The organism is Rhodococcus sp. C3V (assembly GCF_029269915.1).
Classification (GTDB): Bacteria; Actinomycetota; Actinomycetes; order Mycobacteriales; family Mycobacteriaceae; genus Rhodococcus_F; species Rhodococcus_F qingshengii.
Genome location: NZ_JARJBE010000006.1, coordinates 169658 through 183967 on the forward strand (window position 1 = coordinate 169658; position 14310 = coordinate 183967).

12 protein-coding genes are annotated in these 14310 nt (G+C 64.5%); 1 reads left to right on the forward strand and 11 read right to left on the reverse strand.

Annotated elements, in window-relative coordinates; translation table 11 throughout:
* The first annotated feature begins 13 nt into the window (after window positions 1-13).
* Window positions 14-1006 (forward strand): methylmalonyl Co-A mutase-associated GTPase MeaB, encoded by a 993-nt coding sequence (gene meaB, locus P3G66_RS17645; RefSeq protein ID WP_003945003.1) that lies wholly within the window; start codon window positions 14-16, stop codon window positions 1004-1006.
* A 62-nt stretch (window positions 1007-1068) separates the two neighbouring features.
* Here meaB and P3G66_RS17650 read toward each other — a convergent pair whose 3' ends face one another.
* The 11 genes from P3G66_RS17650 to gndA all read right to left on the reverse strand — a co-directional run bounded on the left by P3G66_RS17650 (window position 1069) and on the right by gndA (window position 14119).
* On the reverse strand, window positions 1069-2016 hold the full coding sequence (locus tag P3G66_RS17650) for a sulfite exporter TauE/SafE family protein (protein ID WP_007727818.1): 948 nt from the start codon (window positions 2014-2016) through the stop codon (window positions 1069-1071).
* Between the two features lie 230 nt (window positions 2017-2246).
* Window positions 2247-3281, reverse strand: coding sequence for a nucleoside hydrolase (locus P3G66_RS17655; protein ID WP_003945017.1), 1035 nt, complete (start codon window positions 3279-3281; stop codon window positions 2247-2249).
* Window positions 3274-3750, reverse strand: coding sequence for an OsmC family protein (locus P3G66_RS17660; RefSeq protein WP_007727816.1), 477 nt, complete (start codon window positions 3748-3750; stop codon window positions 3274-3276). The genes P3G66_RS17655 and P3G66_RS17660 overlap by 8 nt, the downstream gene beginning before the upstream one ends.
* 31 nt (window positions 3751-3781) lie before the next feature.
* Window positions 3782-5095, reverse strand: a complete 1314-nt coding sequence (locus P3G66_RS17665) for a CoA transferase (protein WP_276116936.1) — start codon at window positions 5093-5095, stop codon at window positions 3782-3784.
* Window positions 5096-5113: 18 nt separating this feature from the next.
* Complete coding sequence (locus P3G66_RS17670) at window positions 5114-5992, reverse strand: hypothetical protein (RefSeq protein WP_058226736.1); 879 nt, start codon at window positions 5990-5992, stop codon at window positions 5114-5116.
* Window positions 5993-5995: 3 nt separating this feature from the next.
* Window positions 5996-7084, reverse strand: a complete 1089-nt coding sequence (locus P3G66_RS17675) for a hemolysin family protein (RefSeq protein ID WP_276116937.1) — start codon at window positions 7082-7084, stop codon at window positions 5996-5998.
* Window positions 7077-8459 carry a hemolysin family protein gene (locus tag P3G66_RS17680; RefSeq protein WP_003944847.1) on the reverse strand — a complete coding sequence of 461 codons (1383 nt, stop codon included), beginning with the start codon at window positions 8457-8459 and terminating at the stop codon, window positions 7077-7079. Before P3G66_RS17680 ends, P3G66_RS17675 begins: the two co-directional genes overlap by 8 nt.
* A gap of 311 nt (window positions 8460-8770) precedes the next feature.
* Window positions 8771-10207 carry a GuaB1 family IMP dehydrogenase-related protein gene (locus P3G66_RS17685; RefSeq protein WP_276116938.1) on the reverse strand — a complete coding sequence of 479 codons (1437 nt, stop codon included), beginning with the start codon at window positions 10205-10207 and terminating at the stop codon, window positions 8771-8773.
* A 3-nt stretch (window positions 10208-10210) separates the two neighbouring features.
* Complete coding sequence (locus tag P3G66_RS17690) at window positions 10211-11092, reverse strand: DMT family transporter (RefSeq protein ID WP_003944968.1); 882 nt, start codon at window positions 11090-11092, stop codon at window positions 10211-10213.
* Between the two features lie 4 nt (window positions 11093-11096).
* Window positions 11097-12599 (reverse strand): DEAD/DEAH box helicase, encoded by a 1503-nt coding sequence (locus P3G66_RS17695; protein ID WP_276116939.1) that lies wholly within the window; start codon window positions 12597-12599, stop codon window positions 11097-11099.
* Window positions 12600-12661: 62 nt separating this feature from the next.
* The gene (gndA, locus tag P3G66_RS17700) at window positions 12662-14119 is read right to left on the reverse strand and encodes an NADP-dependent phosphogluconate dehydrogenase (protein WP_007730904.1); all 1458 of its coding nucleotides are present in this window, start codon (window positions 14117-14119) and stop codon (window positions 12662-12664) included.
* Between the last annotated feature and the right edge of the window lie 191 nt (window positions 14120-14310).

Genomic DNA, 14310 nt, shown 5'->3' on the forward strand with positions numbered 1-14310 from the left:
GGGGTCACTGAAGATGGCACGTCAGCCCATCGACATTGATTCCCTCGCCGAGGCGGTGCGCGGAAATCAGCGTGCCGGCCTCGCTCGGGCGATCACCCTCGTCGAGTCCACCCGCGACGACCACCGGGCCCTCGCGCAGCAACTTCTACTGAAGTTGCTGCCGGAGGCCGGGGGAGCGCACCGGATCGGCATCACCGGCGTTCCCGGCGTCGGCAAGTCGACCTTCATCGACGCGCTCGGAATGTACTTGCTGGGCAAGGGACATCGGGTTGCGGTGTTGGCGGTCGATCCGTCGTCCACCCGCACCGGCGGCTCGATTCTCGGCGACAAGACACGCATGGCTCGGCTCACCGTCGAACCGAATGCGTACATCCGGCCGTCACCGACGTCCGGCACGCTCGGTGGTGTTGCCAAGGCAACCCGCGAGACCATCGTGCTTCTCGAAGCTGCCGGTTTCGACGTCATCCTGGTGGAAACGGTGGGTGTCGGCCAGTCCGAAGTCACTGTTGCCAACATGGTGGACTGCTTCACGTTCCTGACCCTCGCTCGTACCGGTGATCAGCTCCAGGGCATCAAGAAGGGTGTCCTCGAGCTCGCAGATCTGGTGGCGGTCAACAAGGCCGATGGCAAGCATGAGCGCGAGGCAAAGGGCGCTGCCCGCGAATTGGCGGGTGCGCTTCGCCTGATCTACCCGCACGACGCCATCTGGAAGCCGCCCGTCATCACGATGAGCGGTCTCGAAGGTGTCGGGCTGGACGAGTTCTGGGGAACTGTCACCAAACACCGTGAGGTGCTCACCGAAGCGGGACAGTTCGAGGAGAAGCGTCGCAAGCAACAGGTCGATTGGACCTGGACGATGGTCAACGATCAGCTGCTACGCAGGCTCTCGAGCAACGATCGGGTGCGTGCGATCCGGGCCGACGTCGAGCAGAGCGTGCGTGACGGTTCGCTGACGGCAGCGTTGGCGGCGGGGCGAATTCTCGACGCGTTCGACGGAAGCAACTAGCGCGGAAAGAACGAAATCCCGGGTATCCGAGCGCGGATACCCGGGATTTCTTCTGTGACGAGCTATCGTTCGCGTTTGACTGCAGGCTCGGTGAGTTCGGTCTCGACAGCGAGTTCGACTCCCGTGAAATCGCCTTCTGCCTCGGCCGGGGTGAGCGTGGACCGCTTCCACGCGTAGAACAGCAGCGCTGCCCACGCGCCGAGAATGGTCAGGTAACCGGCCACTGTGACCGCCCCGGTGATGTCGAAGGATTTGAACAGCTTCTGTGCGTTGGTCAACACGATGACGCCGCCCACCGCCGTTCCGAGCAAGGTTGCAGGTACGCGGCTGACCAGCCACGCCGCGAACGGAGCTGCGATGACACCGCCGAGCGCGAGACCGGCGACAACGAGGAGGTTTCCCGCCGACTCACGTCCCAATCCGACAAGGAATCCCAGCGACGCGGCTGACGCGACCAGAAACTCCGAGGCGCTGACCGAGCCGATCACGGTGCGCGGCGCGGTCTTTCCTCGTGAGAGCAGCGTGCTGGTGGTGATCGGACCCCAACCACCACCGCCGGATGCATCGATGAAACCACCGAACAGGCCGAGTGGGGACAGGAAACGTGCAGTGTGCGGGGTGGTACGAGCGTCCGCGACGGCCGGTGGGCGGACCGAAAAGCGTAGTGCCACATAGATACCGATGGCCAGCAGGATCGTCGCCGTGATGGGGACTGCCGCTTCGGTGGACAGACCCGAGAGCACAGTTGCGCCGATGAATGCACCGACTGCGCCGGGCACACCGAGCTTGGCGACGAGCTTCCAGTCGATGTTCTTGAACTTCCAATGCGACACACCCGAAGCGAGGGTGGTGCCGACCTCGGCCAGGTGAACAGCGGCGCTGGCCTGAGCCGGACCGAGGCCACCGATCATCAACAGAGTGGTTGCGGTGACACCGAAGGCCATACCGAGGGCGCCGTCGACGAGCTGGGCGCCGACGCCGACAAGGGTGAACAAAAGAAGATTGAACATGAGAAGACAGACTCCGAGCGAAGAAGCGACAAAGTCAGGGGTGCAGGCAGCGAGAATCGCCGCTCAGCAACACGCCTGATCGAAGCATGCGCTACGACGAGTGGGCCAGAACGCCATCAATCCGAGCACAAATGCCGGGGAGGCATCGTGGCTGGAAATCTGCACGTCAGGTCCTTTGTTCTCGTTCGTTGGTGTTCTGTCCATGCGAGCATAGCCGGTGACCGGCTCGGTCAACCCACGACGCGGGCGTAATTTCCCACTCGGTGGACAAGTCGATCGAAGAATTCCGCCGGATCGGTTCTGACCGCGATATCCGCGTTGGGCTCACGCTGCCAGTGCCCGACCCAGTCCGCGACCGTCGTTCCGATCAGCAGTGGACTCTCGGTTTCGACATCTACCGTTGCCGGTTTCAGCGTCGCCAGGCTCGGATCGAGCGCGACGGCAGCAGCGAAGGGATCATGCATGTGAGCAAGAAATCCCTGGTCGTATTCACGGTGGAATTCCATGTAGAACCGGATTGCGTCGGACATATGCCTGATCACGCTGTTGGACGCGGAACTGCGGACGTCGGGACCGTCGTCAGGCGAGATGATCTCTTCCGGGGTGCTCCCGGCAGCTTCGGCGAGCCGACGCACATGTTCGGGGAACATCTCGATGGATTCGGTGACGTTGAGGCCGCAGATGATCGGGCGCCGGTGCGCGGGTACGACGGAGAACGCGTCGAACACCTCCTTGGCGGCGTGCGGATCGACCGAGACGTTCCACTCCGCGGTCGGCGTCGTGTTGCCCGGATAGTTGAACGACCCACCCATCACTACCAGTCGCTTCAGCAGAGACGGCAGATCGGGTTCACGTCTGATCGCCAAGGCCAGGTTGGTGAGCGGCCCCGTCACCAGCCCGGTGAGTTGTCCGGGGTACTCCCGGACGAGATCCACCCAGAGGTCGGTGGCGGTTCGGACCGAGCGCTTGCGACCCGAATCGGGGAGGACCGCATGGCCGATTCCTTGCGGACCGTGAGTCTCCTCGGTGGTGCGCAACGGTATGACCAATGGCTCGCGGGCGCCGAGTGCAACCTCGATGTCCGGGGCGCCGCAGAGCGCAAGCCAGTTCAAGTTGTTGGCCGCGACCTGTTCCACCGGAACGTTGCCGGCGGTGCTCGCAATCCCCAGTATCTCGGCTTCGGGGCTGGCAAGGAGATAGAGAAGCGCCAACGAGTCGTCGATACCGGTGTCGACGTCGACGATGAGTTTGTGCATGTCACTCATCGGTGGCCACCAGGATCGTCGGGGAATGCAGGACGGGGAAGTTCACCGACCGAGCGATGAAGCACTTCGTGTGTGCGGGGCCGTGAAGCTCCTGGGCCTTCTCGACCATCGACGCCTCCGCGACCAACACCGTCGGATTCAACGTCACTTCGATGAACTGGCCGCCGCCATCGGATTCCTCGATCATGCTGCCGACCGGCTGATCGCTGTAGTCGAGAACGACGACCCCAGCGGCAGCTGCCAGCCCGAGGTACCAGAGCATGTGGCACTGGGCGAGGGAGGCAACGAGCAGTTCCTCGGGGTTCCATCGCTGCGCGTCACCGCGGAACGAGGGATCGGAGCTGCCGAGAAGTTCCGGCTTTCCGACCGCGGATATTGCATGATTGCGCGAATATCCCTGCGTGCTGGACGTTCCGGTTCCCAGATCGCCCGTCCACTGAAGGTCGAGTGTGTAGGTATGTGACTTCACAGGTCCATCTTGCCCTGAATGTGCCGGTCCCTCAGTGTGCCCACTCCGCCCGATCCGATCCCCACGGATGCGCCGGTTCGGGGTAGTCCTCGAACTCTGCCAGCGCGGGTCGTGCGGTGGTCACGTCGGCATGGTCGACAACAACATTCAGGCCGGGAGCGGTCGGCAGACCGGGATGGACGGTTCGGCCGGGTGCGTCGAGAAGACGGGCGCCGGTGCTGGCCAATGACACGTCGACATCGCGGCCACCGCCGTCCTGCGAGCGCAGCGTCAACGCGTCGAGGATCCCCGCTGCCAAGAAGTATCCGGTCGAGTGGTCGAGTGCCTGCGCCGGAAGTGCACCAGGGTTCTCACCGCCCTCGAGAAACGAAATGCCGGACGCGGCCTGCACGATGCTGTCGAAGCCACGGCGATTCGCCCACGGACCTTCCCATCCCCATGCGCTGACGCGCCCGTGAATCAGGTGGGCGGGAAGATCCTGCCCGATGAGCGCTTCGAGTGCACCCGGCCGGTAGCCGGTGACCAGTACGTCTGCGGTTTCGAGGAGTTCTCGGAACGCTGTCGCTCCCGCCGAGGACTTCAGGTCGAGAAGCGCCGACCGCTTGCCCTGTCCACTGTCGAGGTGCTGCCATCCGATCTCGGGGATCGCCGGGGGATCGATCCGCAGAACGTCAGCGCCGACCAACGCCAGGGCACGCGTCGCGACCGGACCGGCGATGACGCGGGTCAGGTCGAGAACGCGTGGGCGCGTCGGATGCGTGCGGGGTTTTCCCTCGTCGCGTGCTCGGATGGATACCAGAGGCGCAGACCTCGCAGCTGCGCACTGCTCACTCAGGCGCCACTCGGTCTCGGTACGAACACGGACCGCGATGGCTCCGATCTCGGCGGCCTGCTGCTCGATCTCGATGGCGCTGAGTTCGGATAACCGTTGCGCCACTGCATCTTTGGGTGATCCATGATCGAGCTCGAGGACGGCGAGCAGGCGGTCGCGATGGTGCGGATAGTTGCCGTGCGTGCGGACCCAACCGTCGCGGGCGGCAAAGAACCCCGAGTGCTCGGAGAAACCGTTGATCGGCTCGCCGCCGATCCGGAACAGTCGATCGCTCGAGAAGGACGCGGCGATGCGCTCGGGATCGAGGGTCCGGTGCCCGTCGCCCGGGCCGGTTGACCGATGAATCGCCGAGGCGAACGCCGCTACCGAGCCCGCAGCGAGGTCGAACACCGGCAAGTGCGCCGCAAGGAAACCCGCCGAGTCCGGGCATTCGATGTGCCCGCGTCGGTCGTCGGTGTGCACCCCGACGTCACGCTGGTATTCGTCGAGATAGAACCCGTACCCGTGATCCATGCGACGCCTTTCGGCAGTTCAGTAGCCGAGAAGCTCCCGGCACTTCTCTGCCAGCGTATCGCGGAGCGGCGCAGCACGATCCGCCAACTGTTGTTGCTGACGCACGTATTCGGCGCGGCCCGCGGGAGTTTCGATACGAATGGGGGAGTACCCGTACTCGGCAAGGTCGTATGGGCTCGCGCGCATGTCGAGTTCACGGGCCAGGAGCGCGTGTTCGAAGCACCGCATCACCAGGTCGGAATCGACGAGTGGCAACAACTTGAAGCTCCACTTGTACAGATCCATACCGGCGTGCAGGCAGCCCGGCTGTTCGTGATCGATCTGAGTTTCGCGTGCAAGCGGGAGCGAGTTCTTGGGGGCCGCGTCCGGTGTGAAGAACCGGAACGCGTCGTAGTGCGTGCATTTGAGTGGCAGGGATTCGACGACCGCGTCGGTACCGGCGAACCCGAGTCGCAGCGGCACCGACTGGTGACGGATTGCGTCCTCGCCGCCGCGATAGACCATCGCCCATTCGTGGAGGCCGAAGCAACCCAGCACAGCGGGCCGCGCAGACGTCTGATTCAACAGATTCCACACGAATTCGACTGTGTGACGCCGACGCTCCAGCACTGAGGCCTCGACCGTCGCGGTACCCGAATCGTCGACGCGGTAGCCGGAGAAGGCTGCGTATTCGGCGGCGTTCTCGAGCGCGACTCCGTACCCGGGGTGCCACCGGCGCAGTTGAGCGGGTTTGAAGTTGTAGTACGTGAAGAGGAAGTCGTGCACCGGGTGAGAGATACCGGCGCTACGACGCGCTCGGTGCGGCTCGACGAGCTTCTCCACCTCCTCGAGGTGAAGCGCCCGCCGAGCCGTCCACTCGCTCTGCGCGAGTGCGAGTGAATGCACCGAACGTGTCATCGATCAGCTGTTTCTTTGTCCGGGAACAGCATCCGTGCCGCGGTGCGTGCCGTCGCGGACCGTTCCGACGTACTCCTCGAGGAGATCCTCGAGCGCGACGATACCGATCACCACTCCGTCAGCGTCCGTGACAGCGCCGAGGTGCGAGCTGGCCCGACGAAGGCCGGCCAACGCTTCGGCCAGCGGTGTGCTGAGCGGAACGATGGGCAGCGGCCGGATATCCGACGTCGGAACGATGGTGTCCGGTCCAGCGGCCTCGTCGAGCACCTCGTCGAGCACGTCCTTGAGGTGCACGTACCCAGCCAGCGATCCGTCGCTCGCTCGCACCGGGTAACGCGAGTATCCGGTCTCGATGACCGCACGCTCGATCTCACCCAGTGTTGTTCCCGACGGTGTTAGGGGAATGGTCCGCACCTTGTCGAGAGTGATCAGGACCTCGGAGACGGTCCGATCGGTCGATTCGAGTGCCTGCTTCAACCGCCGGTGTTCTTCGGCGTCGATCAGACCTTCGGATCGCGACTCACCGATCATCGCGGACAACTCCACCGCCGAGACCGTGACGTCGAGTTCGTCCTTGGGTTCGACGCGCAGAAGCTTGAGCACTCCGTTCGCGCACAGGTTGTAGAACGCGATGATCGGGCGAGCGATCTTGATGAACGCCAGATGCACGGGAACGAGCAGCATGGCCGTCTTCTCGGGGCCGGCCAACGCGATGTTCTTGGGCACCATCTCGCCGAGCAGGATGTGCAGCACGACGACGAGCGACAGCGCGATGGCAAACGAGATCGGGTGCAGCAATCCGTCGGGCAGGCCGACGGCTTCCATCGGCACCTCGAGGAGGTGCGCAATGGCGGGCTCGGCGACCTTACCGAGGAGGATCGAGCAGATCGTGATGCCCAGCTGAGCCGCCGCAAGCATGAGCGAGAGGTTCTCACCGGCCTTGATGACTGTGAGCGCCCGCTTCTTGCCTTGCGCGACCAGTGCTTCGAGACGGTCACGTCGTGCGGAGATCAGTGCGAACTCCGCACCGACGAAGAATGCATTGCCGGCGAGCAGCACGACGGTGAGGAGTACACCGAAGAGGTTATTCATCGTCGGACTCCTTCTTGCTGTCGTCTGCGGATTCGGGTTCGACGTAAGCGGGGACCGGCGTGATGGTCACCCGGTCGATACGGCGGCCGTCCATGCCGGTCACTCGTGCAATCCACTTTCCGCGCGAATCACCGGACGAGTCGACGTCGGGCAATTCCACCTCGTCACCCTCGTCGGGGATGCGGCCCAGTTCGGTGAGCACCAAGCCGCCGAGCGTGTCGTAGTCGCCTTCGGGAGCGGTGTACCCGGTAGCCGAAGTGACCTCGTCGATGCGCAGGAGACCGGAGCACGACCATCCGTCGCCGACGCGCTGTACGTCGAGTTCGGGTTCGTCGTGTTCGTCGCGCACATCGCCGACGATTTCCTCGATGAGGTCTTCCATCGTGACGATGCCGGCAGTTCCGCCGTACTCGTCGACGACGAGCGCAACCTGCATACCGTCCGAGCGGATTCGCTCCATGACGGTGTCTCCGTCCAGGCTCGACGGCACGACGGGAACACGTTGAGCCAGACTGTCGACGCGCGTCGTGCGCCGACGTTCGGCCGGAACGGTGAACGCGTGCTTGATGTGTACGACGCCGACCGTGTCGTCGAGATCGCCGCGAACGACCGGGAAGCGCGAATAGCCGGTCCGCGACGCCGTCACGATCAGGTCTGCGACGGTGTCCGAGAGTTCCAGCGATTCGATCTTCACTCGCGGAGTCATCAGCTCTTCTGCCGTGCGGTCACCGAACTGCAGTGAACGGTCGACGAGCATCGCCGTGCCCTTGTCGATGGACCCGCGCTGCGCGGACGTCCGCACGAGGGACCCGAGTTCCTGCGGTGATCGCGCGGAGCGCAATTCCTCCGCGGGTTCGATGCCCAGGCGTCGCACGATCCAGTTGGCGGTTCCGTTGAGGCCGTTGATGGCCCACCGGAAGATCAGCGAGAACCCTGCTTGCAGGCCCGCAGTCGCGCGGGCGGTGGGCATCGGCTTGGAGATTGCGAGGTTCTTCGGTACGAGCTCACCGAAGATCATGGAGAACGAGGTCGCGATCACGAGAGCCAGGATCAAAGACGTTGTCGAGGCAGCGGATTCACTGAGCCCGACGGCCTTCGTGACCGGTGTGATGAACCGTGCCAGGACCGGCTCGGCCAGGTAACCGGTGATCAGGGTTGTGATCGTGATGCCCAGCTGAGCGCCGGAGAGCTGGAACGAAAGAGTCTTGTGCGCGTGTTGAACCTGCCGCGAGCGTCGGTCGCCGCCACGAGCAGCTTCGTCGACGGTGCTGCGTTCGAGCGCGGTCAGTGAGAATTCGGCCGCCACGAAGAGGGCGGTGCCTGCAGTCAGCGCGATGAAGCCGACCAGGCTGAGAATGGTGAAAACGATGTCCATGTGTCATCGCCACCTGAGATGTGCACGGGGGCCGCCGGGTTTGTCTCCCGGCTCGCTAGAGGAGCCCTCCGAACCGGCGGAATCAGAAGATTCCTCGGATAAAACGACGGGTGTAGCGCCGGGTAAGTGTGTGGGTGCCTCGGGCACCGGGTTCCTTTCGTCAGAGCCGAGTAGTTCTCGGCTGTAGCGGGCTCGGTCGGGTCGCCGAAGGGCACCCGACCGAGTTTTGTTTTCTGTTTACGGATCCAATGATACCGGCGGGTGCCCGGGAGTAGGGACCCGAGCACCCGCCGACAGTCACAGAACGTGGTTCACCAACCAGACGGAAGCGGCCGTCCTTCGGCAAATCCGGCGGCGGACTGCACGCCCAGAACGGCCTTCTCGTGCAGCTCCTCGAGAGAGCGCGCACCCGCGTACGTGCAGGTACTGCGCACGCCGGAACAGATCTGATCGATCAGGTCCTCGACTCCGGGGCGCTCGGGATCGAGACGCATCCGCGAACTGGAGATGCCTTCCTCGAACAATCCCTTACGGGCGCGATCGAAAGCCGTTTCGGTGGCTGTGCGAGCGGCAACAGCGCGCTTGGAGGCCATACCGAAGCTCTCCTTGTACGCGTTGCCCGCCTGATCGACTTTGAGATCGCCGGGGGACTCGTATGTGCCGGCGAACCACGAGCCGATCATGACGTTCGACGCGCCCGCCGCGAGGGCGAGTGCAACGTCGCGGGGGTGGCGAACGCCGCCGTCGGCCCAGACGTGCTTGCCGAGCTCACGTGCCGCTGCAGCACATTCCGCGACGGCCGAGAACTGCGGGCGTCCGACGCCGGTCATCATGCGAGTCGTGCACATGGCTCCGGGCCCGACGCCGACCTTGACGATGTCCGCGCCTGCGGCGATCAGATCACGGGTTCCCTGTGCGGAGACCACGTTGCCTGCGACCAACGGGACGCCGAGATCGAGCGCCTTGAGGGTGGTCAGTGCATCGATCATTCTCTGCTGGTGACCGTGAGCCGTGTCCACGACGATCACGTCGGCACCGGCGTCGACGAGTGCCTTGGCCTTGGCGCCCACGTCACCGTTCACACCGACCGCCGCAGCGACCCGGAGTGCGCCGCGCTCGTCGACTGCGGGGTCGTAGATGCCGGCACGGATCGCGCCGGTGCGAGTGAGGACGCCGGCAAGAGTCCCGTCTTCGTTGACGATGACCGCCAGCGGATCGTGCTTGGTTTCGAGCAGTTCGAAGACCTCACGCGGTGTGGCGGTGACCGGGGCCGTGACGAAGTCGGTGATCGCGACGGTACGTAGGCGAGTGAACCGATCGACATCCGCGCAGGCAGCCTCGGTGACGACACCGAGAGGCTTACCGTCCTCGACCACCACGACCGCGCCGTGAGCGCGCTTGGGAAGCAGCGCCAGCGCATCGGAGACGGCGTCGTCCGGACTCAGCGTGACCGGCGTATCGGCGACGAGGTGGCGGCTCTTGACGAACGCCACGGTCTCGGCGACAGCTTCGGTGGGGACGTCCTGCGGAATGATGACCAGTCCGCCGCGGCGGGCGACAGTCTCCGCCATGCGGCGGCCGGCGACTGCGGTCATATTGGCGACCACGACGGGAATGGTCGCTCCGGATCCGTCGGAAGAATTGAGATCGACGTCGAACCGAGAGGTGACCTCGGTCCGGTTAGGGACGAGGAAGACGTCGTCGTAGGTCAGGTCGTATGGGGGGCGTTGCCCTTCGAGGAACTGCACGTTTCACGAGCCTACCGTCGATTCCGCCGTAGCGCCCTCGGTATCGCGCGCTTGTGAGCGGGAAAGGGCGATCGTGGTCATGATCATGACGGCGACGGCGCACCCGATGAGAGCAATTCCGGGACCGTCGACGCGGAGGCGTTCGTCGAGCACTGTCATCCCCAGGAAGATGGCCGCGATCGGCTCGCCGATCGTCAGGGCGGGTAGCGACGCCGACAGCGGCCCGACCTGGAACGCGCGCTGTTGCAGGTAGACCCCGATTGCGCCCGAGGCGATCAGCGCCCACGTCTGCCATGCCGAAATCACCCCGACGACGCCGTGGCCGAGTAGGTCGGTGACGTACTTGGTGAATGCGACGGCGACGCCGTAGAAGATGCCTGCCGCAGAGCCGAGAAGCAGTGCGCGCCAGCCGCCGTCGAGTTTGGACAAGCCGCCGACAGTTGCGGCCACGGCCACTGCGACCGTAATCGTCAGGGGCACAGCCCAATCCGACCATGGAGCATTGCTGTCTCCCTCGGTGGGATCGCCGACGACGAGGAAGATCGCCAAGGAAATCGCGAGCATGATCGCCAGTGACCACGCGGAACGGGTGATGCGGATTCCCGAGAATTTGGCCGAGAGAGGCAGCGCGAACAGCAACGAGGTCACGATCAGCGGCTGCACCACCAACACCGAACCCAACGACAGTGCAACGGCCTGCATGACATACCCGCCGCCGTCACCGATCAGCCCGGCCCACCACCGAGGACTACGAATCAACGACGCCACCAACGCCTCGCCCTCGGGAACCGCGGACGCCGCCCGTTGCTGAGCGACCGAAGCGCACGCGAAGAGCAGTGCAGCGAGAAGTGCGCAGAGAACCGAGATCAGTGGAAGATCACCCATTCCCTCAGTGTGCGCGCTTGCCCGCCCGATTTCCGGCAGACGGCTTTCCTGCGCCGGGTGCGCCGCGACGCGGGGTCAAGCCCTTGGACGCCAGACGCTCCGAACGGGTCGGGACCGGAGTGCCGTCCGCACGGATCTTCTTCACACTCTTCGGATCGGTGACGCGCCGCGAGGAGGCGGCGCGCTTGTCGCCGTCCTTCTTCATCCGGCCTCCGGCAGCGGTCCGGCCTGCAGTGTCGTGTTCCTGACGGCCACGCTTGGCGGTGTGCTTGACGGCAACCGTCGTATCGGGAGCCTCGACCGGAATTCCCGTCGGCTCCATCGCACCGGTGATGCGCGTGAGTTCAAGATCGTCAGGACGAACCCGCACACCGTGAACCTTGATGCCTGCCTGCTTGGTCAACTTCTCGACCGAATCACGTTCTTCGTCGGTGACGATGGTGACGACGACGCCTGATTCCCCGGCGCGTGCCGTCCGGCCGGCCCGGTGCAGGTAGTCCTTCGCCTCGGCCGGGGGATCGACGTGAACGACGAGCGTCACGTCGTCGACATGGATTCCGCGCGCGGCGACATCGGTGGCGACCAGGACCGGTGTTGTCCCGTCGGAGAACGACGCGAGGGTCTTGGTCCGATTGTTCTGCGTCTTGCCGCCGTGCAGAGCCCCGGCCGAGACGCCGATCAAATGCAGTTGCTGCGCAAGACGATCCACACCGTGCTTGGTCTTGACGAACATGATGGTCCGCCCCGCGCGCGAAGCGATATGTGCGACAACGGATCTCTTGTCGTCGCGGTCGACGAAAAGTAGGTGATGCTCCATGGTCGAGACGGTCGCAACCGGGGGAGCAGTCGAGTGCGACGCCGGATTGCGCAGGTAACCCGCGACCAGATCGTCGACCTTGCCGTCGAGTGTCGCCGAAAAGAGTAGACGCTGACCGTCTTTCGGAGTCGTGTCGAGAATCTTCGCAACCTCGTCGATGAAACCCATGTCTGCCATGTGGTCGGCTTCGTCGATGGTCGTGATCACGACGTCGTCGAGAATCACCGACTTCTGGTCGAGTAGGTCGAGTAGGCGCCCGGGGGTCGCGATCAGCAGATCGACGCCGCGGGCAAGGATGTCGGCCTGACGCTTGATCGGAACGCCCCCGACCGCATTTGCCACACGCAAACCGATCTCGGTAGCGGCGTCGTCGAGTGCCTTGTGGATCTGGATCGCCAGCTCACGGGTGGGAGCGAGCACCAAACCGCGCGGACGATTCCGCTTGCTCGCCCCACCCTTGAGGCGCACCAGCATCGGAAGCCCGAAGGCCAGAGTCTTTCCGGAACCCGTCGCACCGCGCCCGAGTACATCCCGACCGGCAAGAACATCGGGGATGGTGGCCGACTGAATGGGGAAGGGGGCATCGATGCCGCTTCGGCGCAACGCGTGCACCATCACGGCGGGGATTCCGAGGTCGACGAACGAACGCCCTTCGGTCGAGGTGGGCGAGTCGATCGTCGATTCCTGCATTTGTCCAGGCTACCGGGTATCGGTAGACGCAGATGACCGCATCTACCGATACCCGCTGTGAATCAGGCCTCGATTTCGCTGCGGTCACCGCTCCACAGTGTGTGGAACTTGCCCGGCTTGTCGATGCGCTCGTAGGTGTGCGCGCCGAAGAAGTCGCGCTGACCCTGAGTCAGGGCGGCCGGCAGACGCTCCGCGCGGAGACCGTCGTAGTACGACAGCGAGGACGCGAACGCAGGTACCGGAATGCCGAGCATCGTCGCGGTGGCGACCACGCGGCGCCAGCTGTCGATGCCTGCCTCGATGGCCTCGCGGAAGTACGGCGCCAGGATCAAGCTCGGCAGGCTCGGATCGGCGTCGAACGCGTCCTTGATGCGGTTGAGGAACTGCGCACGGATGATGCAGCCACCGCGCCAGATCGTCGCCAGGTCGGCAGGCTTGAGGTTCCAGTCGTACTCGGCGCTGCCGGCAGCGATCTGATCGAAGCCCTGCGCGTACGCCACGATCTTCGACGCGTACAGCGCGGCCTGGATGTCGGCGGCGAACTGCTCGGCGTCAGCAGGCTTGTCGCCGAGAGAGCCGGCAGCCAGACCCTGCGCCTGAGCTGCAGCGCGCTGATTGCGGCTACCGGACAGTGCGCGAGCAAACACGGCTTCGGCGATACCGGTGACCGGCACGCCCAGATCCAGAGCGGACTTGACCGTCCAGCGGCCCGTGCCCTTCTGCTCGGCAGCGTCGACGATGACGTCGACCAAAGGCTTGCCCGTCTCGGCGTCGACCTGGCGGAGCACCTCGGCGGTGATCTCGATCAGGTAGGACTCGAGGGTGCCCTTGTTCCACTCGGTGAAGACGTCGGCAACCTGACCGGCGTCGTAGCCCAGAGCGTCGCGGAAGAGGTTGTACGCCTCGCCGATGAGCTGCATGTCGGCGTACTCGATGCCGTTGTGCACCATCTTGACGAAGTGACCGCTGCCGTCGGGGCCGATGTGCGTGCAGCACGGGGTGCCGTCGACGTGAGCGGAGATGGACTCGAGAAGCGGGCCGAGAGCCTCGTAGGACTCCTTCGGGCCGCCCGGCATGATCGACGGACCGTTGAGTGCGCCTTCTTCGCCACCGGAGATACCGGCACCGACGAAGTGCAGTCCGCGGGCGCGGATCGCCGCTTCACGACGGATCGTGTCGGTGTAGAGCGAGTTGCCACCGTCGATGATGATGTCGCCGGGCTCCATGGCGTTTGCGAGCTCTTCGATGACAGCATCGGTCGGGGCGCCGGCCTTGACCATGATCAGGACGCGTCGCGGCTTCTGAAGTGCGGCAACAAACTCCTCGACGGTCTCGGTGCGCACGAAATCGCCCTCGGAACCATGCTCGGCGATCAGGGCATCGGTCTTCGCGATGCTGCGGTTGTGCAGGGCAACGGTGTGACCGTGGCGGGCGAAATTGCGGGCAATATTCGAACCCATGACGGCCAGGCCGGTGACGCCGATCTGAGCTCGGGGTGATTCGGTGCTAGTGGTTGACATGCTTACAGCTTTCCCTCTCGGTCCGCGGCTGTGAAATCCTGCGCTGTGCGCAGCCGAAAACGGTGCGGCCGCGACGCGCGTGAACATCAGACCGTGCATACAAAACACGGATGCAGATCACTTTAATTGCAGTGACCTGCATCCGTCTCGATACAGCTTCCGGCACAGCCGGAAGGTTCTCAGTGTTCAGT